Origin of the sequence: Pseudomonas sp. FYR_7, assembly GCF_043106155.1 — a bacterium.
GTDB lineage: Bacteria > Pseudomonadota > Gammaproteobacteria > Pseudomonadales > Pseudomonadaceae > Aquipseudomonas > Aquipseudomonas parafulva_B.
The window spans coordinates 100,148-120,471 of the sequence record NZ_JBICMI010000018.1 but is presented as its reverse complement, the minus strand read 5'-3'; the positions used below and the strand labels follow the sequence as shown (position 1 = coordinate 120,471).

At 62.7% G+C, this 20,324-nt stretch carries 17 protein-coding genes and 1 pseudogene; 10 read left to right on the top strand and 8 right to left on the bottom strand.

Features of this window, described 5'->3' with window-relative positions; translation table 11 throughout:
• Positions 1 to 78: 78 nt before the first annotated feature.
• From ACF8R3_RS04835 to ACF8R3_RS04825, 3 genes are all read right to left on the bottom strand, one after another.
• Positions 79 to 861 (bottom strand): OmpA family protein, encoded by a 783-nt coding sequence (locus ACF8R3_RS04835; protein WP_058639546.1) that lies wholly within the window; start codon positions 859 to 861, stop codon positions 79 to 81.
• A 50-nt stretch (positions 862 to 911) separates the two neighbouring features.
• Complete coding sequence (locus ACF8R3_RS04830) at positions 912 to 1,325, bottom strand: DUF4398 domain-containing protein (RefSeq protein ID WP_023534068.1); 414 nt, start codon at positions 1,323 to 1,325, stop codon at positions 912 to 914.
• A 279-nt stretch (positions 1,326 to 1,604) separates the two neighbouring features.
• Positions 1,605 to 1,946 carry a hypothetical protein gene (locus ACF8R3_RS04825; RefSeq protein ID WP_058639545.1) on the bottom strand — a complete coding sequence of 114 codons (342 nt, stop codon included), beginning with the start codon at positions 1,944 to 1,946 and terminating at the stop codon, positions 1,605 to 1,607.
• Positions 1,947 to 2,143: 197 nt separating this feature from the next.
• Here ACF8R3_RS04825 and ppc point away from each other — a divergent pair, with 197 nt between their 5' ends.
• The 7 genes and pseudogenes from ppc to ACF8R3_RS04790 all read left to right on the top strand — a co-directional run bounded on the left by ppc (position 2,144) and on the right by ACF8R3_RS04790 (position 9,361).
• Positions 2,144 to 4,771: a phosphoenolpyruvate carboxylase gene (gene ppc, locus ACF8R3_RS04820; RefSeq protein ID WP_326383759.1), complete on the top strand. Its 2,628-nt coding sequence runs from the start codon at positions 2,144 to 2,146 to the stop codon at positions 4,769 to 4,771.
• Positions 4,772 to 5,027: 256 nt separating this feature from the next.
• Positions 5,028 to 5,678: an adenylate kinase gene (gene adk, locus ACF8R3_RS04815; RefSeq protein WP_078478997.1), complete on the top strand. Its 651-nt coding sequence runs from the start codon at positions 5,028 to 5,030 to the stop codon at positions 5,676 to 5,678.
• A gap of 166 nt (positions 5,679 to 5,844) precedes the next feature.
• Positions 5,845 to 6,519, top strand: a complete 675-nt coding sequence (gene tsaB, locus ACF8R3_RS04810; RefSeq protein WP_058639543.1) for a tRNA (adenosine(37)-N6)-threonylcarbamoyltransferase complex dimerization subunit type 1 TsaB — start codon at positions 5,845 to 5,847, stop codon at positions 6,517 to 6,519.
• A 130-nt stretch (positions 6,520 to 6,649) separates the two neighbouring features.
• Positions 6,650 to 6,940: a hypothetical protein gene (locus ACF8R3_RS04805; protein ID WP_058639542.1), complete on the top strand. Its 291-nt coding sequence runs from the start codon at positions 6,650 to 6,652 to the stop codon at positions 6,938 to 6,940.
• A gap of 3 nt (positions 6,941 to 6,943) precedes the next feature.
• Positions 6,944 to 7,813, top strand: a complete 870-nt coding sequence (locus tag ACF8R3_RS04800) for a DUF72 domain-containing protein (RefSeq protein WP_392515060.1) — start codon at positions 6,944 to 6,946, stop codon at positions 7,811 to 7,813.
• Between the two features lie 95 nt (positions 7,814 to 7,908).
• Positions 7,909 to 8,675: pseudogene (locus ACF8R3_RS04795) on the top strand (oxaloacetate decarboxylase).
• Positions 8,672 to 9,361 carry an extensin family protein gene (locus tag ACF8R3_RS04790; RefSeq protein WP_058639539.1) on the top strand — a complete coding sequence of 230 codons (690 nt, stop codon included), beginning with the start codon at positions 8,672 to 8,674 and terminating at the stop codon, positions 9,359 to 9,361. The pseudogene ACF8R3_RS04795 and the gene ACF8R3_RS04790 overlap by 4 nt, the downstream one beginning before the upstream one ends.
• Before the next feature lie 2 nt (positions 9,362 to 9,363).
• Here the strand turns inward: ACF8R3_RS04790 and ACF8R3_RS04785 are convergent, their stop codons facing one another.
• Positions 9,364 to 9,984, bottom strand: coding sequence for an energy transducer TonB (locus tag ACF8R3_RS04785; RefSeq protein ID WP_196185612.1), 621 nt, complete (start codon positions 9,982 to 9,984; stop codon positions 9,364 to 9,366).
• 102 nt (positions 9,985 to 10,086) lie between these two features.
• Here ACF8R3_RS04785 and ACF8R3_RS04780 point away from each other — a divergent pair, with 102 nt between their 5' ends.
• The gene (locus ACF8R3_RS04780; protein ID WP_058639538.1) at positions 10,087 to 10,863 is read left to right on the top strand and encodes a class I SAM-dependent methyltransferase; all 777 of its coding nucleotides are present in this window, start codon (positions 10,087 to 10,089) and stop codon (positions 10,861 to 10,863) included.
• Between the two features lie 24 nt (positions 10,864 to 10,887).
• On the opposite strand, the gene ACF8R3_RS04775 is transcribed toward ACF8R3_RS04780, so the two are convergent.
• Entirely contained in the window at positions 10,888 to 11,802 is a 915-nt protein-coding gene (locus tag ACF8R3_RS04775; RefSeq protein ID WP_078478996.1) for an RHS repeat-associated core domain-containing protein, read from the bottom strand.
• Between the two features lie 256 nt (positions 11,803 to 12,058).
• Positions 12,059 to 12,700 carry a TetR/AcrR family transcriptional regulator C-terminal domain-containing protein gene (locus tag ACF8R3_RS04770; protein WP_145256214.1) on the bottom strand — a complete coding sequence of 214 codons (642 nt, stop codon included), beginning with the start codon at positions 12,698 to 12,700 and terminating at the stop codon, positions 12,059 to 12,061.
• A gap of 172 nt (positions 12,701 to 12,872) precedes the next feature.
• Here ACF8R3_RS04770 and ACF8R3_RS04765 point away from each other — a divergent pair, with 172 nt between their 5' ends.
• Both ACF8R3_RS04765 and ACF8R3_RS04760 read left to right on the top strand, forming a co-directional pair.
• Complete coding sequence (locus ACF8R3_RS04765; protein ID WP_196185613.1) at positions 12,873 to 13,970, top strand: efflux RND transporter periplasmic adaptor subunit; 1,098 nt, start codon at positions 12,873 to 12,875, stop codon at positions 13,968 to 13,970.
• A 6-nt stretch (positions 13,971 to 13,976) separates the two neighbouring features.
• Positions 13,977 to 17,045: an efflux RND transporter permease subunit gene (locus tag ACF8R3_RS04760; protein WP_197843874.1), complete on the top strand. Its 3,069-nt coding sequence runs from the start codon at positions 13,977 to 13,979 to the stop codon at positions 17,043 to 17,045.
• Positions 17,046 to 17,107: 62 nt separating this feature from the next.
• Here ACF8R3_RS04760 and ACF8R3_RS04755 read toward each other — a convergent pair whose 3' ends face one another.
• Both ACF8R3_RS04755 and plsB read right to left on the bottom strand, forming a co-directional pair.
• On the bottom strand, positions 17,108 to 17,794 hold the full coding sequence (locus ACF8R3_RS04755; protein WP_058639534.1) for a DUF4197 domain-containing protein: 687 nt from the start codon (positions 17,792 to 17,794) through the stop codon (positions 17,108 to 17,110).
• Positions 17,795 to 17,822: 28 nt separating this feature from the next.
• Positions 17,823 to 20,309 carry a glycerol-3-phosphate 1-O-acyltransferase PlsB gene (gene plsB / locus ACF8R3_RS04750; RefSeq protein WP_078478993.1) on the bottom strand — a complete coding sequence of 829 codons (2,487 nt, stop codon included), beginning with the start codon at positions 20,307 to 20,309 and terminating at the stop codon, positions 17,823 to 17,825.
• Positions 20,310 to 20,324 lie beyond the last annotated feature (15 nt).

Here is a 20,324-nt window from a genome sequence, read left to right as displayed (position 1 = left end):
GCTAACCGGTAGCAGCAAAAAAGAACCCCGCGCTGGAGGGACGCTCCAGCGCGGGGTTCTTCGTCCTGCCGTGCTGCGTTACTTCATCGAAGAACGCGGTGCAACAGGCTGGTTGTCGTTGGAGATGGTGACTTCCACGCGACGGTTTTGCGCGCGGCCCGAGTTGCTGGAGTTATCCGCTACCGGATACTCCTTGCCGTAGCCTTGGGCAACGATGCGAGCTGGGTCTACACCGGCGCGGACCAGTGCCATGCGCACGCTGCCAGCGCGACGCTCGGACAGGGACTGGTTGTAGCTGGCCGAGCCGACGCTGTCGGTGTAACCCTCGACGATCACCTTGCGTTCAGGGTTTTCCTGAAGGAACTGAGCCAGCTTGGTGATGTTCGGGTAGGCATTGCTCTTGAGCTCAGCCTTGTTGAAGTCGAACAGCACGTCGCCGAAGGTCACCAGGGTGCCGCGGTCGGTCTGCTTGGCGTTCAGGCTCTGCTGCAGCTTGGCGATCTGGGCGTCACGGGCGTCCAGCTTGGCCTGCGCGCGCAGCGCGGCGGCGTTTTTCAGGTCGCCTTCGGCAGTGCGCAGGGCGATGGTCTGCTTGGCCACTTCAACGCGCTGGTTGGTCAGGTAGGCCAGTTGGTCGACCTTCTGCTCGTCTTCACGGTCCATGTAGGCCTTGTCGGCCTTGTTCAGCCAGTCCTGGGCGTCCTTGGTTTCAAGGGCAGCCACTTTGCTGGCCTGCGGATCGCTCTGCAGGGACGAGAAGTTGGTGCGAGCCGCTTCCAGGTTGGCGTTCGGGTCGTGCGAGCAGGCAGCGAGACCGACGCTCAGGGCCAGGAGGGCGGGAATCATGACGTGTTTGCGCATAGTGTTCATCCTTTGATCGAGTGCGAAGGCTAAGGGAGACAGGGCAGGGCTCACTGAGCGCTGCGCAGGCCTTCCTCACGTACGTCCTGGGCGCCTTGACGGGCGTCCTGTACGGCCTTCTGGGCCTTGGCCGCCTGGGCCTTACGTTCGGCGAGACGCGCGTCCCATTCGGCCTGTTCGGCCAGACGCTTGGCTTCGTCGTACTTCTTGTCATGCATGGCGATTTCGGCCTGCTTGAACTTGTCCTGAGCGGCTTTCATTTCGACAGCAGCGTACTCAGTGCCGCCTGCGCTGACGGCAGAGTTCACGGCGGACTGGGTCACGGCGTACTGTTCGGTAGGCGGGTTGCCTGCACAGCCAGCCAGGACCAGGCTACTGCCCAGGGCCAGCGCGGCCAGCTTGAACCCGCGCACGTAAGTGGATGAAGGTTTGACAGTGCGGGTTTTCATGGTGGTCAGCTCCATTGGATCACTCCTGATAATGACGATGTCCGTAGCAGTCCATCGCTCATCCCCCGGACCGTTTTCATGCGCTTGAGCTCGATGGCGCACAAGTACCGGTGTGCAGGGTTTTAGCGTGATGGCTATTGGCTCCGACTGGAAGAATTTTCGAATAGTTCAGTAAAAAGTCCAGATTACGAGTAACTCTTTCTGACTAATCGGTCAGCTGCAATCCAGCGGAACTTTTGCCCGCCCAAGCGGTTTTGGTCCTGATCGGCACCCGAAATCGTGGCCATGCGAAGATCATTTCTCATCGTTCTCAGCTTCAGTCAGGGCATGCAGATGCTGACGTGAAAGGGCGAGAAAACGAGGTGTGGGCCCTACGTCCTCGTACAGGGGATCGCCTTCCTCATCGGTGGCGATGACCTGATGCCCCTGCACGTAGGGGAAGCTTGCCTCCAGCTCCTCCAGCGCCGCTCCGACCAATTCGCCAAGCAGCGCTTCGGCAGTGCGCTTGGGGTACATGTCGATGAGCGCCGCCAGGCGCGCTTCGGACTCCAGATCAAGGTGCAACACATGTTCGGTACGGCTGAGGGTGCCGGCCGCGTTCTGTTCCCAGTGCTGGGCGAGTTCACGAATTTTCATGATGACCTCTGTTAGCGCCTGCTAGGGCATGCAAGGCATGAGAGTGGTGACCATCAACATTAGTTTGCTTTGGCTGCGCATGGCTTGCCATCGCCGCCTTGCTCTTGGCACTCTGGCAAGAGGTCGCGGCCTCATAGGCGGCGCGATGAGCCTAACAAGGCATGCCAGGCGCTCGAGCTGCGCCACGGAGAGGGCCAATGACCGATATCGATGTGCGTTTGCGTGAAGATGTCCATGTGCTGGGAGAGCTGCTAGGCGAGACTGTTCGTCATCAATATGGCGATGAGTTTTTGCAGAAGATCGAGGACATTCGCCACAGTGCGAAAGCTGATCGACGCAGTTCAGGCGAAGAACTCAGCTCGACCCTGGGTGACTTGGATGATGATGAGCTGTTGCCGGTGGCCAGGGCGTTCAACCAGTTCCTCAACCTGGCCAACATGGCCGAGCAATACCAGCTGATACGGCGTCGCGATGCCGATCAGCCCGAGCCTTTCGAGGCGCGCGTGCTGCCTGAGCTGCTGGCCCGCCTCAAGCAGGCCGGCCATGACGATCAGGCCCTGGCGCAGCAGCTGGCTGACCTGGATATCCAGCTGGTGCTCACCGCGCACCCTACCGAAGTCTCGCGACGTACCCTGATCCAGAAGTACGACGCCATCGCCGCCCAGCTGGCCGCCCAGGATCATCGCGACCTGACGCCTGCCGAAACCGCGCAAATCCGCGAGCGCTTGCGCCGTCTCATTGCCGAGGCCTGGCATACCGAAGAGATACGCCGTACGCGCCCAACGCCCGTGGATGAGGCCAAGTGGGGCTTCGCCGTGATCGAGCACTCGTTGTGGCAGGCCATCCCCAACCACCTGCGCAAAGTCGATCATGCCTTGCACGAGGCGACCGGCCAGCGTCTGCCACTGACGGCAGCCCCCATCCGCTTCGCTTCGTGGATGGGCGGTGACCGGGACGGCAACCCCAATGTCACCGCCAAGGTCACCCGAGAAGTCCTGCTGCTGGCGCGCTGGATGGCAGCGGACCTGTTCCTGCGCGACATCGATGCACTGGCGGCAGAACTTTCCATGCAACAGGCCAGTGCTGCCTTGCGCGAGCACGTGGGCGACAGTCCGGAGCCTTACCGTGCGCTGCTCAAGCAACTGCGCGACCGCTTGCGGGCAACACGCAGTTGGGCGCATTCGGCTCTGTCTGCCAGCGTACCGCCTGGGCCTGACGTGCTGGTGGACAACCGCGAGCTGGTTGCACCGTTGCAGTTGTGTCACCAGTCGCTGCATGACTGCGGCATGGGCATCATTGCCGATGGCCCGCTGCTGGACTGCCTGCGCCGGGCCGTGACCTTCGGCCTGTTCCTGGTCAGGCTGGACGTGCGCCAGGATGCCGCGCGCCACCGTGATGCGTTGAGCGAAATCACCGAGTACCTGGGCATGGGCCGGTATGCCGACTGGGATGAGGAACAGCGTATCGGCTTCCTGCAACAGGAGCTGGCCAACCGCAGGCCACTGCTGCCAGCCCACTTCGAGCCTCAGGACGAGACGGCCGAGGTTCTGGCCACCTGCCGGGAAATCGCCGCTGCGCCAGGCGCCTCGCTGGGCTCGTATGTGATTTCAATGGCAGGTGCCGCGTCGGACGTGCTGGCGGTGCAATTGCTGCTCAAGGAGACCGGCCTGGCCCGCCCGATGCGGGTGGTGCCGCTGTTCGAAACCCTGGCCGACCTGGATAACGCGGGCCCTGTGATGCAGCGGCTGTTGGCGCTGCCCAGTTATCGCGCCGGGCTGCACGGCCCTCAGGAGGTCATGATCGGCTACTCCGACTCGGCCAAGGATGCGGGCACCACGGCCGCTGCCTGGGCCCAATACCGCGCGCAGGAAAGCCTGGTGCGCATTTGCGCCGAGCACCAGGTCGAGTTGCTATTGTTCCATGGCCGGGGCGGTACGGTGGGGCGCGGCGGCGGCCCGGCTCACGCCGCCATTTTGTCGCAACCTCCGGGTTCGGTGGCGGGGCGATTCCGCACCACCGAACAAGGGGAGATGATCCGCTTCAAATTCGGCTTGCCCGGCATAGCCGAGCAGAACCTCAACCTCTACCTGGCCGCCGTGCTCGAAGCCACGCTGCTGCCACCGCCGCCCCCGCAGCCGGCGTGGCGCGACCTCATGGACCAGATGGCTGCCGATGGGGTCAAGGCTTACCGCGACGTGGTGCGTGAGCACCCGGATTTCGTCGAGTACTTCCGCCAGTCGACCCCCGAGCAGGAGTTGGGGCGCCTGCCGTTGGGCAGTCGCCCGGCCAAGCGACGTGCCGGCGGTATCGAAAGCCTGCGCGCCATACCCTGGATCTTCGGCTGGACCCAGACCCGACTGATGCTGCCAGCCTGGCTGGGTTGGGAAACGGCACTGAGCAATGCGCTGGCCGCCGGGCAGGGCCCGTTGCTTGCGCAGATGCGCGAGCATTGGCCGTTTTTCCGCACGCGCATCGACATGCTGGAGATGGTCCTGGCCAAAGCCGATGCACAAATTGCAGAGGCCTACGACCAACGTCTGGTGCAACCGCACCTGCTGCCTTTAGGTGCGCAACTGCGCGACCTATTGTCGCAGTCGTGCCAGGTGGTGCTGAACCTGACTGGGCAGCAGGTGCTACTGGCGCATAGCCCTGAAACGCTGGAATTCATCCGCCTGCGCAACACGTACCTGGACCCGCTGCATCGGCTACAGGCAGAACTGCTGGCCCGTTCGCGTAACCGCCAGGCCGCTCTGGACAGCCCGCTGGAGCAGGCATTGCTGGTGACCATCGCCGGTATTGCCGCAGGGCTGCGCAACACCGGTTGAGGGGAGGGGGCAGGTCTGCTCCAGAACGGCGCAGGGGGGCACCGAACAGCTGCGGTACGGGGGTTGCGCTGGGCGCAACCACTTGCCCGCTCGACCTGAAGTGGTGCATTCATGCAACTTTGGGACGCTTGTCGGGCTGGCAGGCGCTGTGTATCTTGAGCAGCCTTCTGACCGATTCATGGTCATACCGAATTTCCGGACTTGGCCCTGGTTGCCGAATCCATTGAATTGCATACAAAAATTTGAGGAGCACAAGATGCGCGTAATTCTGCTGGGAGCTCCCGGGGCCGGTAAAGGTACTCAGGCAAAGTTCATCACCGAAAAGTTCGGTATTCCACAGATCTCCACTGGTGACATGCTGCGTGCTGCGGTCAAGGCCGGCACGCCCCTGGGCCTTGAGCTGAAAAAAGTCATGGATGCCGGCCAGCTGGTCTCCGACGAGTTGATCATCAGCTTGGTCAAAGAGCGCATCGCCCAGCCTGATTGCGCCAACGGTTGCCTGTTCGACGGGTTCCCGCGCACCATCCCGCAGGCAGAGGCCATGGTCGCTGCAGGCGTGGATATCGATGCCGTGGTCGAGATCGCCGTGGACGACGAAGAAATCGTTGGCCGCATGGCAGGCCGCCGTGTGCACCTGGCCTCGGGCCGTACCTACCATATCCAGTACAACCCGCCGAAGGTCGATGGCAAGGACGATGCCACCGGCGAAGACCTGATCCAGCGCGATGACGACAAGGAAGAAACCGTTCGCCATCGCCTGTCGGTCTACCACAGCCAGACCAAGCCACTGGTGGACTTCTACCAGAAGCTGTCGGCTGCCAACGGTGGCAAGCCCAAGTACAGCCACATCGAAGGTGTGGGCTCGGTGGAGGCGATTACTGCCAAGGTGCTGGCCGCGCTGAGCTGATCGGCACGTTGTCATTGAACGACGGCCCGCTTGCGGGCCGTCGTCGTTTTTGGCCTCGTGCGATGCTGTGGTATCCCTGGCGGCCCACACGGAGGGGGTTTGGGACACGAAGGCGCCGCTGCTCTATACTCCCGCTTTTTTCCACTCACACCTGGATACCTGTTCGATGACCACCTTGTTGGCCCTGGATACCGCTACCGAAGCCTGTTCCGTTGCACTGCTGCATAACGGCGAGGTAACCAGCCACTACGAGGTGATCCCGCGCATGCATGCCCAGAAGTTGCTGCCGATGATCAAGCAGCTGCTGGCCGAATCCGGCGTCGCCCTGGGCACGGTCGATGCCATTGCGTTCGGCCGTGGCCCGGGTGCGTTCACTGGCGTGCGCATTGCCATCGGCGTGGTACAAGGGCTGGCTTTCGCCCTGGAGCGGCCCGTATTGCCGGTGTCCAACCTCGCCGCGCTGGCCCAGGGCGCATTGCGTCAACAGGGTGCCCAGCAAGTGGCCGCCGCCATCGACGCGCGTATGGACGAGGTGTACTGGGGCTGCTATCAGGCCGTAGCGGGGGAAATGCGCCTGCAAGGCGATGAAGCGGTACTGCCACCTGAACGCGTGGCGTTGCCAGCCGGGGCACAAGGACTTTGGTTTGGGGCAGGCACGGGCTGGGGCTATGCCGAGCGCCTGGCGGTCACTGTTGGCGCAAGCGACCCCTCTGCCTTGCCCAGCGCCCTTGATGTACTGAGCCTGGCCCGCTTTGCCTGGGATCGGGGTGAGGCCATCGCAGCCGAGCAGGCCCAGCCGATCTACCTGCGTGACAACGTGGCCACGCCCAAAAAACAGTGAGGCTGTTCGTCGGGCGCTCTCGATAGTGCTACAACCTTTTGCACAAACTGTGGTCAAGTTCTCAATCGAGCGTTAGCGGCGGGCCATCAATGCTGCTAAATTGCCATCATTGGTCCCGGGTGCTCATGCCATGCGTGTCGACGGTTTCTCATCACAGTCCTTTCCGATCAAGCGTACGCCGCGCAAGGCGGCCGTGCATGATGACGTGGCCGATGATGTCGAACTGGTAGAAGAGGCTGCCATGGCACCTCAGGAGCCTGCTGCTCGTCGCCGTGCCAGCACGCTGCCAGCCCGTCAGCAAGACATGGTGTTCCCCCGCGCCCGTGACCGGCGCACCGCCTCGGCCCTTGCCAGTTACCTGAGCACAGCAGGCTTTACTGACTGGGACATGGAAGTACTGGGGCTCGACCTGTACATTTGACGGATGAGCCTGCCGTCCATCCCCTATTTCATTGGTTGCCCGTCGTGGAGCGAAAACGCCTGGCGTGAGTACCTGTACCGTGCTGACGCCAGCGCCGCGCAGATGCTTGGGCTGTACAGCCAGGTATTCAATGCCGTCGAAGGCAACACAACGTTCTATGCCAGGCCATCACCTGCCACGGTGGCCCGGTGGGCGGCAACGATGCCGGCGCATTTTCGCTTCACGGCCAAGTTCCCCCGCGACATCAGCCACGGTGGCGACCTGCGCGACCATCTCGAACCTGCCTTTGACTTCATTCGCCTGATGGCGCCGCTCGGGGCACGCGTGTCTCCTTACTGGCTGCAGTTGCCCGCTTTGTATGGGCCGGGGCGACTGGAAGAGCTGAGCCAGTTTCTGGAGCAGGTGGGCGTGAGCGTGGCGGTGGAAGTGCGTCACCCGGCGTTCTTCGCCAAAGGTGAGGAAGAACGCGCGCTCAACCGGCTGCTGGCCAAGTTGGGCGTCGAGCGGGTATGTCTCGACCCGAGAGCGTTGTTCAGCTGCACTTCCACGGACCCTGCCATCGTGCACGCCCAGTCCAAGAAACCCAATGTTCCACCACGACCAGCTGCTTTCACTCAGCATCCGCAGGTGCGCTTCATCGGCCATCCGGCGCTTGAATACAACGAACCCTTCCTCACCCCTTGGGTGGACAAGCTGGCCGCATGGATCGAGGAGGGGCGCAGCCCTTACATCTTCTTGCATACGGCTGACAACCGCCTGGCGGCCGCATTGGCGCAACGTTTCCACCAGCGGCTCATGCAGCGCCTGCCCGGGCTGGCCGCACTGCCGGAATTGCCGCGAGCGCCGGAGGTCGAACAGCTGGGCCTACTTTGATTTTTTCCCGACCGCCGGAGTGCTTGATCATGGATGTGCAAACCCTGCGAGCCGAAGCCTTCAAGGCCTTGCATCAACGCGCTGGCGTCTTCGTCATGCCCAACCCTTGGGACGCCGGTTCAGCCAAGCTGCTGGCCAGCCTGGGTTTCGAGGCCTTGGCCAGCACCAGCGCCGGGCTTGCCTTCAGCCTGGGTCGGCCGGATGCCGAAGGGGCGCTGAGCCTCGATGACGTGCTGGACAACGCAGGGGTAATCGTCGACGCCACCGCGTTGCCGGTCGCTGCGGACCTTGAGAACGGCTTCGGGGATTCGCCCGAGGATTGCGCCCAGGCCATCCTGCGCGCTGCAGAGGCGGGGCTGGTCGGTGGCTCCATCGAGGACGCCAGTGGCCGCGCCGCGACGCCCATCTATGAACGGGGCCTTGCGGTGGAGCGTGTCCGTGCTGCCGTGCAGGCGGCGCGCAGCCTGCCGTTTCCCTTCACTTTGTGCGCGCGCGCGGAAAACCTGCTGCACGGTCGCCAGGACCTGGACGACACCATCGAGCGCCTGCAAGCGTTCGCCGAGGCGGGCGCCGACGTGCTTACGCCCCTGGCCTGCGTACGGCCGAGGAAGTGCGGGCAGTGGTGCAGGCGCTGGCCCCGCGCCTGGTGAACGTGCTGATGGGCATGGCGGGGGTGCCGTTGTGCGTCAACCAGCTTCAGGACCTGGGTGTACGGCGCATCAGCGTGGGTTCGTCGATGGCGCGTGTGGCCTTTGGCGCCTTGCAGCGTGCAGCGCAGGAAATCCGTGAGCAGGGTACTTTCGGCTACGCCGAAGAGGCCTTGCCGTTCGACCAGCTCAATGACCTGTTCCGTCGCGGATGAAGGTCGTTCTGGCGCTTCTGGGCGTACTGGTGCTGGCGGCCGGCCAGGCGTGGCACCTGGGCTGGCGCCCGCCTGCGCAGTGGAACCCGCTGGCCCCCTTGGACGTTAGCCAGCCACCCAACTGGCTGACTGGCTTCAAGCTCAAGCGCCTACGCGACGACCCGGCGCTTTGCCAGCAGGCGCTTCAGAGCAGTCAACTGCGCTACCGGGCGCAGGCTGACAGCCCTGCTTCGGCCAAATGCCCGCTGAGCAATGTCTGGCGTATCGAGGGTGGCCAAGCCCGCCTGAGCAGCAGTTTCCTGGCCAGTTGCCCACTGGCGGTCGCCTACGCCTTGTTCGAGCGCCATGGCCTGCAGCCGGTGGCTCAGCGCGTGCTGGGCCAGCCGGTGGTGCAGGTCGATCACCTGGGCAGCTTTGCCTGCCGCAACGTCTACAACCGCAAGGCAGGGCGCTTGAGCCAGCATGCCAGCGCCAACGCTCTGGACATTGCCGGGTTTCGTCTGCGCGACGGCCAACGTATTGTCCTGGCGCGCGACTGGCAGGGGAGCGGGGACAAGGCGGTGTTCCTGCGTGAGGTACGTCAGGCAGCGTGCGAGCACTTCAGCACGGTTCTGGGGCCGGAGTACAACGCCGCGCACCGCGATCACTTTCACGTGGACATGGGCCGTTGGCAGGTGTGCCGTTAGCCTCAGGCGTAGGCGCGCACATTGTTCAACACCACTGGGCGCGCCCAGTGCATGTCGAAGGCCAGGTCGTGCTGCTGGCGTGCCAGGGTCGGCTCATCGAACGGTTCGGGGGCCGGGTCCAGCAGGGTGCTGTCGAATTCGGCGATCGGCAGGAACAGCGGCCGTGGCGCAGGGCCGGGCCCCGGCTCGGCGACCGGTTGGCCCTGGCGGGCGACCACGGGCCGAACCCAACTGTTGTCGATATCGAGCTGGCGCTGCTGCTCGATCATTTCCAGCGCACCGAACGGCTCAGGGGCAGGCGGCAGCAGGTTGGCCTCCAGTTCGGCCTTGGGCAGGAACAACGGCTCGGGCGGCGCGACCACCGTGTCTTGCACCGGGCAGGCGCGTTGTGCGTCGATCAGCGCCAAGGCACGCGCACCGCCAACAGGTTCTCCGCTGTCCTGGTCGTACTGCACGAATGACTGGCTGACGCTGTCGACGGACGTTTCAGGCTGCTCGGCCATTGCCCGGGCGAAGAAATCCTGCCACAGGTGGCTGACGCCCCCCAGTGCCTGGGTATTGTGCTGACTGTAGTTGTCGACAGGCGACAGGTAGGTCAAGCCGATAGGAAGAATTTCTGACATGGCAGTCGCGCGCGTTGTGCTCTGGCAGAATAGCGGGATATTGCCTGTATCGGCCGTGGCTGCTGATTCATTAAGGCTTGGTTTGATTTTTAGGTGTAGACGATGGAAGAGCAAGGTGCGGGTATCAGGGTCGAGGCGATGTCGGCTGAGTACGCGGAGCAGGCCAAGGGTTGGGCTGAACGCCTAGGCCTGCCGCTACAGGACGAGAGCGCCGGCTTCGCCGTGCAGATCGGCGCTGACGGCTTGCAGATCCAGCAGCTGGGGCCGCAGGCCCCGGGGCCGGTGCGGGTCGACTTCGTCGAAGGCCAGGCCGCGCACCGGCGCCAGTTTGGCGGTGGCAACGGGCAGATGATCGCCAAGGCGGTGGGCATCGCCCAAGGCATACGGCCGCAGGTGCTGGATGCCACGGCGGGGCTGGGCAAGGATGCGTTCGTGCTGGCCAGCCTGGGCTGCCAGATAACCCTGATCGAGCGCCAGCCGCTGATCGCCGCGTTGCTGGAAGATGGCCTGGCGCGCGCCCGTGCGGATGAAGAGGTGGGCCCGATTGTCGGGCGCATGCGCCTGCTGGCCGGCAACGCCATCGAGCGTATGCGCGCCTGGGAAGGCGAGGCACCACAGGTCATCTACCTCGACCCGATGTTCCCGCACCGCGACAAGAGCGCTCTGGTGAAAAAGGAAATGCGCGTGTTCCGGCCCTTGGTGGGTGATGACCTGGATGCCCCGGCCCTGCTTGAAGCTGCCCTGGCGCTGGCCAGCCACCGGGTGGTGGTGAAGCGCCCGCGCAAGGCACCGATCATCGACGGGCCGAAGCCGAGCCATAGCCTGGAGGGCAAGTCGAGCCGGTATGACATTTACCCCAAGAAGGCGTTGAAAGCTTAAAAGGAAATGTATCGGCCAGTGTGATCATTCCCGAAGTCTGCGGAGATCTTCCCGTAGTGCATCCATGATTGCATCCTCGTTTTCCTCATAGAATGCGAGACTAACTTGGGAGTCGACGGAAGGTCGGCGACTTGGACTTGGACTTGAACTTGGACCTGGAGGCGGGGTTTGGGAGTCTGGTACCAGAGCCAGGCTGACGGCCACCTCGTTCCGCGTATATCGCCATTTTGACGAGCGTGTAGCCGAATACATGTCGTATAGCATTTTTTCTTTATCAAGCCTCTCGATAATATGATTTGCGTGCTGGATCTTCTCTGTGCGCCCCCGATCGGTCGCATCACTCAGCATAGTCCTTGCACCTGATAGGCGTTTCTTTAGCGATTTGCCGAGCGCCATGTGTTCGTTAGCGGACAAGCTGGAGTTGGGGGTGTATAGCTTGGGTGAAAGCTTTTGATACGAGTATCCGCCTTTTCGCCACTTGAAGAACGAAGTATATCGGCCACTTGGGTCCGACCGGTTAATCGGGTCATTGCTGCAGTAGGCGTAAGCATTGATTCCCCCTTTTCCAAATGGTGACAAGCTGTCCACACTGTAAAAGCGCATCAGCTCTGGATTGAACAGGCGGTGACCATTACCCAGCAAGTAGCCTATGGCGGCGGGTAACCAACTCTGGCCTGTGAATCGAGATAACAAGGGATTGTCAGGCGGGCTACTGTCATTGCCGTAGGGGCCGTAGTTAATGGTCGTCTGGCTTTCTGAGACAATGTTGACGGTCGACGATTGTGCGTCTGTAGCCAGGAGGCTCGCTTGCGAAGGTAGGCTTGTCGTTTCGCATAGGTTCTGGCTATTGGCGCTGAGCACTGTCTGGTGAGTACTGCCTGTATACAAAGTCGAAAGCTTATTGCCTTTGTAAAAGATCTTCAGTGTTCGCGCTTTCATGGGGGTGTGCTCATAGTCGTAGAGGATACGAGCTTGTTGAAGAGTTTCAGGGTTGACTACTGGCAATAATGCCAGTAGTCATGGGCGTGTTGGTTAAACAGGCTCTGGCCAATTGGCGAGCGTGGTCCGCGCAGGATCGGCCTTGTATCGCGAAAGGGCTGCAAGGCAGCCCGTGATTCCAGCGTTGTCGCGAATATTGCTGGGGCTCTACGGCCTTTTCGCGACACAAGGCCGCACACAAAGGCCCGTTTACGCCTCAGGGTTTGAATGCCCGCAAGAATACCCCCACCACCTCGCGTACATGCACCTCGGCCTCATCCTCCTCCAGCGGCGCTGCGCACCCCAGCAATAACCGGTAATCCGGTGCCCCCTTGACCAGGCAGAAGAAGTGCTCTGCCGCACGCAGCGGGTTGTCTATGCGCAGTAGCCCGCGCTCATGGGCCGCACGCAGCAGCGCTTCCATTCCGGCCAGCACGCGCTTGGGCCCGGCTTCGTAAAAGTATTCGCCAAAGCTCGGGTCCAGGCTGCCCTGGGCCATGATCAGGCGGCTGAGCTTGACCGCTTCGTCACTGCTGATCAGTGCCTGGAAACCACGGGCAATTGTCAGCAGTACCTCTTCTACTGGTACACCTTCGGGGTACTCGAACAACAGGTCAGGCAGCTGGATCTGGCAGGTGGCCATGACCGCCGAGCAGAAAAGCGTCTGCTTGTCGGTGAAGTGGCTGTACACCGTAAGCTTCGATACACCTGCTGCTGCCGCGACCGCATCCATGCTGGTGCTTGCGTAACCCAGGCTCAGAAACAACGACTTGGCCGCTTCGAGAATGGCCTGGCGCTTGGCAAGGTCCTTTGGGCGGCCTGGGCCGCTGGAGACGTCATTGGACATTGGGATCTGCATCTACCTAGAAGGTTGCCTATCTTATACGGCTTGAGCTGGGCTCGCTGTCCTTGACCGCAATACCGTGAAAACGCTCCAAAAAAACTCGGGACGCTCTTCCCGCGCTCTGACGGCTGACTTACTATGCCGGCCGGTTCAAATATTCGATCAGCATTTTGCGAAGGGATTCCCGATGTTGCACCGTGCCCTCAGCCTTGCCCTGCCCGTGGTCTTGTTGATGCTCACGGCGTGTAATCAGGAACCCGCCTCACCTGCGGTGGTCCGCCCCGCATTGGTGGTTAAGCCGCAGCCAGCCGAGGCGGTGGCGGATACTTATCCAGGCGAAGTCAGGGCGCGACTGGAACCGGAACTGGCTTTTCGCATCGGTGGCAAGGTCAGCAAGCGGCTTGTGGAAGAAGGCCAACGGGTCAAGCTCAACCAGCCGCTGGCCGAACTGGACCCGCAGGATGTGCGCCTTCAGTTGGAGGCTAACCGCGCGCAAGTAGCCGGTGCCGAGGCCAACCTGGCGCTGGTGCGCACCGAGCGTGACCGTTACCAGAAACTGCTCGACAAGCAGATGATCAGCCACTCTCAGTACGACAACGCCGAAAACCTCTACCGCGCTGGAATCGCTCGGCTCAAGCAGGCCAAGGCTGAGTTCGACGTGGCCGGCAACCAGGCAGACTACGCGGTGTTGCGTGCGCCCCAGGCAGGGGTGATAGCCAGGCGCCAGGTCGAGGTCGGTCAAGTCGTCGCTGCGGGGCAGACGGTATTCACCTTGGCAGCTGACGGCGAGCGCGAAGTGGCCATCGCCGTTCCCGAGCAGCAATACGCCCGCTTCGCCGTGGGCCAGCCTGTCACCGTGGAGCTGTGGTCGCACCCGGGGCAGCGCTTCGAAGGGCGGATCCGCGAGCTGTCGCCGGCCGCTGATCCTCGCTCCAGAACCTACGCGGCTCGGGTTGCCTTTACCTCCGCCGACGTGCCGGCGACCCTGGGTCAGAGCGCCAGGGTGTTCATCGCCCATCCAGGTCAGGCGGCGCTGTCGGTTCCCCTGTCGGCCGTCACGGCTGAAGCTGGCCAGGCGTACGTCTGGCGGGTCACTGGCGAGCACCGTGTGCAGCGGGTCACGGTGCAGCTTGGCGCCTACGGTACTGACAGCGTGCCTGTGCTGGCGGGGCTTACGGCTGACGACTGGGTGGTGGCAGCCGGCGGCCATGTACTGCGCGAAGGCCAGCAGGTGCGACCCGTGGACCGCGCCAACCGTGCCGTCGCCCTGACGGGCAAGGAGTAACTCACGATGGGTTTCAACCTCTCTGCCTGGGCGCTGCGCAACCGCCAGATCGTGCTGTTCCTGATGATAGTGCTCGCAGGCGTTGGTGCGCTGTCCTACACCAAGCTGGGTCAGAGCGAAGACCCGCCCTTCACCTTCAAGGCCATGGTCATCCGCACCTTATGGCCCGGGGCCACCGCTGAGGAAGTGTCGCGCCAGGTCACAGAGCGCATCGAGAAAAAGCTCATGGAAACCGGCGAGTACGAAAAGATCGTCTCGTTCTCGCGCCCGGGTGAATCGCAGGTGACCTTCATGGCCCGCGATTCCTTGCACTCAGCCGATATCCCGACATTGTGGTACCAGATACGCAAGAAGGTCGCCGACATCCGCCACACCCTCCCGCCCGAGGTGCAGGGCCCGTTCTTCAACGATGAATTCGGCACCACGTTCGGCAACATCTATGCGCTGACAGGGCCGGGTTTCGACTACGCGGTGCTCAAGGACTATGCAGACCGTATTCAGATCCAGCTGCAGCGGGTCAGGGATGTGGGCAAGGTCGAGCTGATCGGTTTGCAGGACGAAAAGATCTGGATCGAGCTGTCCAACGTCAAGCTGGCCACCCTAGGCATCCCCTTGCAGGCGGTGCAGCAGGCGTTGCAGGAGCAGAATGCGGTAAGCACGGCCGGGTTCTTCGAAACGCCCAGCGAGCGTGTGCAACTGCGGGTGAGTGGGCGGTTCGACAGTGTCGAGCAGATTCGCCAGTTGCCGCTGCGCGTGGGGGAGCGCACGTTTCGCCTGGGCGATGTGGCGCACGTGTACCGGGGCTACAACGATCCGCCTGCGCCACGGATGCGCTTCATGGGCGAAGACGCCATCGGCCTGGCGGTGTCGATGAGGGACGGGGGTGACATCCTGACCCTGGGCAAGGCCCTGGAAACGGAATTCGAGCGCCTGGCCCGCGGCTTGCCGGCCGGCATGTCGCTGCACAAGGTGTCTGACCAGCCCGCTGCGGTGAAGGCAGGGGTTGGTGAATTCGTCCAGGTGCTGTGCGAGGCACTGGTGATCGTCCTGTTGGTCAGTTTCTTTTCGCTAGGCCTGCGCACGGGGTTGGTGGTAGCCCTGGCCATCCCCCTGGTGCTGGCCATGACCTTCGCCGCCATGTACTACTTTGGCATCGGCCTGCACAAGATCTCGCTGGGTGCGCTGGTGCTCGCCCTGGGGTTGCTGGTCGATGACGCCATCATTGCCGTGGAGATAATGGCGATCAAGATGGAACAGGGCTTGGACCGCCTCAAAGCGGCAAGCTATGCCTGGACCAGCACGGCCTTCCCCATGCTGACCGGCACCCTGATCACTGCAGCTGGGTTTCTGCCCATTGCCACGGCTGCCTCCAGCACCGGCGAGTACACACGTTCGATCTTCCAGGTGGTGACCATTGCGTTGCTCACCTCCTGGGTGGCCGCCGTGCTCTTCGTACCCTACCTGGGCGAGCGGTTGCTGCCGGACCTGGCCAAGCGACACGCCGCTCGCCACGGTAACGGCCGGGCTGCACCGGACCCGTATGCCACGCCCTTCTACCAGCGCGTGCGCCGCGTGGTGACATGGTGCGTACGGCGCCGCAAGACCGTCATCGTGCTGACCATCGCCGTGTTCGTGGGCAGCGTGTTCCTGTTTCGCTTCGTGCCGCAGCAGTTCTTCCCGGCCTCTGGGCGTCCTGAGCTGATGGTCGACCTTAAACTTGCCGAAGGCGCATCGCTGGTCAACACGGGCGAGAAAGTCCGGCAACTGGAGCAGTTGCTCAAGCAGCAACAGGGCATCGTCAACTACGTTGCCTATGTCGGCTCAGGGTCGCCGCGCTTTTATCTGCCCTTGGATCAGCAACTGCCTGCCGCCAGCTTCGCCCAATTCGTGGTGCTGGCCGACTCCATGCAGGCACGCGAAAACTTGCGCAGTTGGTTGATCAACACGGTCGAGCAGCAGTTCCCTGATCTGCGCGCGCGCATCACTCGGCTGGAGAACGGTCCACCGGTGGGCTACCCCGTGCAGTTTCGGGTGACAGGCGAGCATATCGAACAGGCCCGCGCCCTGGCCCGGGAGGTGGCAGAAAAGGTGCGGGAGAACCCCCATGTGGTCAACGTGCACCTGGACTGGGAAGAACCCAGCAAGGCCGTGTTCGTGGAAATCGATCAGGACCGCGCCCGCGCCCTGGGCGTCAGCACCCGCCAGTTGTCCAGTTTCCTGCAAAGCTCGCTGACGGGCACCGCGGTCAGCCAGTACCGAGAAGACGATGAACTGATCGAAATCCTGCTGCGAGGCACCTCACAGGAACGCAACGACCTGAGTCAGCTTGCAAGCTTGTCGCTGCCCACGGACAACGGGCGTAGCGTGGCTCTGTCACAGGTGGCCACGCTGGCCTACGGCTTCGAGGAAGGCATCATCTGGCACCGCGACCGTTTGCCGACGGTGACCGTGCGCGCCGATATCTATGACAAGGTGCAGCCGGCCACGGTGGTCGGGCAGGTACAGCCTACCTTGCAGGGCATCCGGGCCAAGTTGCCCGATGGTTACCTGCTGGAGGTGGGCGGCACGGTGGAAGATGCCGAGCGGGGGCAGAAATCGGTGAATGCCGGCATGCCGTTGTTCATCGTGGTCGTGTTGAGCCTGCTGATGATTCAGCTGCGCAGTTTCTCGCGCACGATCATGGTCTTTATGACGGCGCCGCTGGGCCTGATTGGCGTGACCCTGTTCCTGCTGGTGTTCAACCAGCCGTTCGGGTTCGTCGCCATGCTGGGGACCATCGCCCTGGCAGGCATGATCATGCGCAATTCGGTCATTCTGGTAGACCAGATCGAGCAGGATATCGCCTCTGGGCTGGTGCGCTGGCAAGCCATTGTCGAAGCCACCGTGCGCCGTTTCCGGCCTATCGTGCTGACCGCCTTGGCGGCTGTGCTGGCCATGATCCCGTTGTCGCGCAGCGTGTTCTACGGGCCAATGGCCGTGGCGATCATGGGCGGGCTGATCGTCGCTACCGCCCTGACCCTGTTGTTTCTCCCGGCGTTGTATGCCGCTTGGTTCAAGGTCAGGGAGAGCGACTAGCGGCTTTGTTGCTTCGATGTAAAAGGGGCGCACTTCACGAAGGAGCCCCTCGCAGGGTGCGATCAGAGTGCGCCAAACACTTTCTTGGCCAGGCTCGTGGCGGCCTGGGCAGGGTTCTGCCGAATGCTCTGCTCCTGTTTGGCGATCATCTCGAACAAACCGTCCATGGCCTTTTCCGTCACGTAGCTTTCGATGTTGGCGTCATTCTTGATCAGCCCCAGGCCTTTGGCCTGTGCGGCAAAAGCGTTGTACTGCTGGGCCACGCCGACCTGGTCGGTCGCGTGCTTGACGATCGGCAGGAATTTGGCACGGATCTGCTCACGGCTGCTTTTGTTCAGGTACTGGGTCGCCGAATCCTGACCGCCGCCAAGGATGCCCTTGGCATCGGTCACGGTCATGTTTCTCACGGCGTTGACGAGAATGGCCTGGGCCTGCGGCACAGCCGCTTCGGCGGCCTTGTTCATGCCGGCTTCGAGCGCGTCCACCTGCTCGCCTTTGCCGAACATTTTCATGGCCTTGGCCGCCTTGCCCAGGTTGCCGGGCAGCTCGATACGCACGTCCGGGTTGTTGCTGAAGCCGCCCGGCGTGCTTAGCTGCTTGACGGCCAGTTGCGCGCCTTGGGTCAGTGCGTCTTTCAGGCCACCGGTGGCGTCCTTTTGGCTGAGGTCGCCAAGCGACAGGGCAAAGGCGCTGGCCGACAGCAGCAGGCCGGCGCACAGGGTGGTCAGACGCAGGGAGGAGCGGGTCATGGCAGTGTCCTTGTAATCAGAAAAAGGGTCATAGGGTCGCTGTTGCCAGGCCGTCATCCCGGTGCAGGGCAACCTGGCGGATCGACAAGCGCAGCTCGGCCGACAGCACGCGCTTGGCCACGCCTTCGGCCAAACCGCCTAGCTTGTTGCTGTAGCTCAGTTTGCCGTGTGCATTGACGCGCAGCACACCTTGGTCGATCAGCGTCTGGATAAAGTGGCGGAACAGGCTTTTGTCGAAAAATTCCGGTGCGTTCAGACCATGCAAAATAGAAAGGCGCTGGGCCATCGTCACGCACAGCGCTTCGAGCGCTTCGGCGCTCAGGGTACCTTGGCCGCTGTTGAGCAGCAGCGAAGTCGCCATGTAGAAGCGCTGCAGGGTCTGGGTGATGCTGCGCGCCAGTAGGGTCAGCAGCACGAACTGACGAGAACTGGGCGCGGCACGGACAAAGATGTCATTGTCCTGGCGAAGCAAGCCTTGCTCCACCAAGGCGCCCAGCCATTGGTCGATCACCTCGTCGAGCTGCTCAGGTTCCCAGCACAGGAACAGCTCTGCCTGCAAGTAGGGGTACAAGGCATGGACATATTGGCCTAGCAACGCGCGGCTCATGCGTGAGCTGCTGAGGAAGAAGCTTGCCAGCAGGGCCGGCAGGGCAAAGATGTGCAGGACATTGTTGCGGTAATAGGTCATCAGTACCGCGTTGTTTTCATCCAGGTACAGAATGCGCCCGAGCGCGTCTTTCTGCTCTGCCACCAGATCCATCCCGCGCACATGCTCGATCAGGGCCTGACCGTCGCCTTCGGGCAATGTGGTATGGGCGGAGTAGGGCACCTGGCGCATCAACGCCAGGTACAGGTCGAGCACGCGCACCAGCGCACGTTCGTCCAGGGCCAGCTTGCTGGTGGAGAGCAGGGCCAGCGCCACCAGGTTGACCGGGTTGATGGCCGCTGCGCCGTTCAAGTGCCTGGCCACGGTATCGCCCAGGCGCGTCGTGGTTTCGCTGAGCCAAGCCGGGCGGTACTGCGGCCCGTGGTCCTGGTCTCGCCAGCCGGGTTGCTGCTGGTCGAGAAAGTCGGCCAGGCGGATAGGTTCGCCGAAGTTGACGTAGACCTGGCCAAAGCGTTGCTTGAGCGCACCCAGCACTTTGAAAATATCGAAAATGGATTCTTTCTTCTTGCTCGCCCCGCGCAACTCACCCAGGTAGGTGCGCCCTTCGAGGACGCGCTCGTACCCGATGTAGACAGGCACGAACACGATTGGCGTGCGCGAGGAACGCAGGAAGCTGCGCAGGGTGATGGCCAGCATTCCCGTGCGTGGCTGCAGCATGCGCCCGGTACGCGAACGGCCACCCTCGACGAAGTACTCCACCGGGAAGCCTTTGGTGTACAGCGTGTGCAGGTATTCGTTGAACACGGCGGTGTAGAGCGGGTTGCCCTTGAACGAGCGGCGCATGAAGAAGGCGCCACCGCGGCGCAGCAGGTTGCCCACCACGGGCATGTTCAGGTTGATGCCGGCCGCCACATGCGGGGGTGTCAGGCCATTCTTGAACAGCAGGTACGACAGCAGCAGGTAGTCGATGTGGCTGCGGTGGCAAGGGACGTAGATCACCTCGTGGCCCGGGGCGATGCCCTGCACCTGCTCGATGTGGTTGACCTTGATGCCGTCGTAGATCTTGTGCCAGAACCAGCTGAGCACCACTTCGAGGAAGCGAATGGCCGTGTAGGTGTAGTCCGAGGCGATTTCATTGCCGTAATGGCGGGCCTGTGCCTCGGCCTTGGCTTGGGGCACGTGCTCGCGCTCGGCGTGCTCGGCGATGGCCTGGCGCACTAACGGCGCATGGATCAAGCCTTTGACCAGGTTGCGTCGGTGGGAGATGTCCGGCCCGATGACCGCTGTCTTGAGGTTGCGCAAATGCACGCGCATCAGGCGCTGGGCCATGCGCACGGTGCGGGCGTGGCCCTTGTTGTGCTGCACCAGTTCGCGCAGGTGGATCGGGGTGGAGAACTGCACCCGGGTCTTGCGCCCCAGGATCAGTACGCTCAGCAAGCGGCGCAAGCGCCCGGTCACCGCCCAGCTGTCGGCGAACAGCAGCTTCCACGGGCTCGACTCGCTGTCGGGCGACTGTCCCCAGAACACGCTGACTGGAATGATCTGCGCATCTTCCTCGGCGTGCTGGCCGAGCACTTCTACCAGACGCTCCAGGGTAGGCGGGGCGCCGCTTTTGTCATGGCGCCCCAGCCAGTCCGGATCAGGGGTGAGATAGAAGAACGCAGCCGCCTCGTGCAGGGGGCCGACGACCACTGGCAGTACCGGGCGTGGCAGCCCTGCCTTGGTGCATTCGTGGTCGAGCACCGCCAGGTCCGTGAGCGCAGGCGAAGGCAAGGCATAGAAAACAGGGCGACTGCGGTCGAGCTTGAGGGTCAGGGCCGACTGATTGATGGTTTCGGAGCGCACCCACAGGTACAACAATCGGCGCAGAACACCGAATACCAAGCGGTGCAGGGGGGAACGGGTCATGAAGAGGGGCCCTGG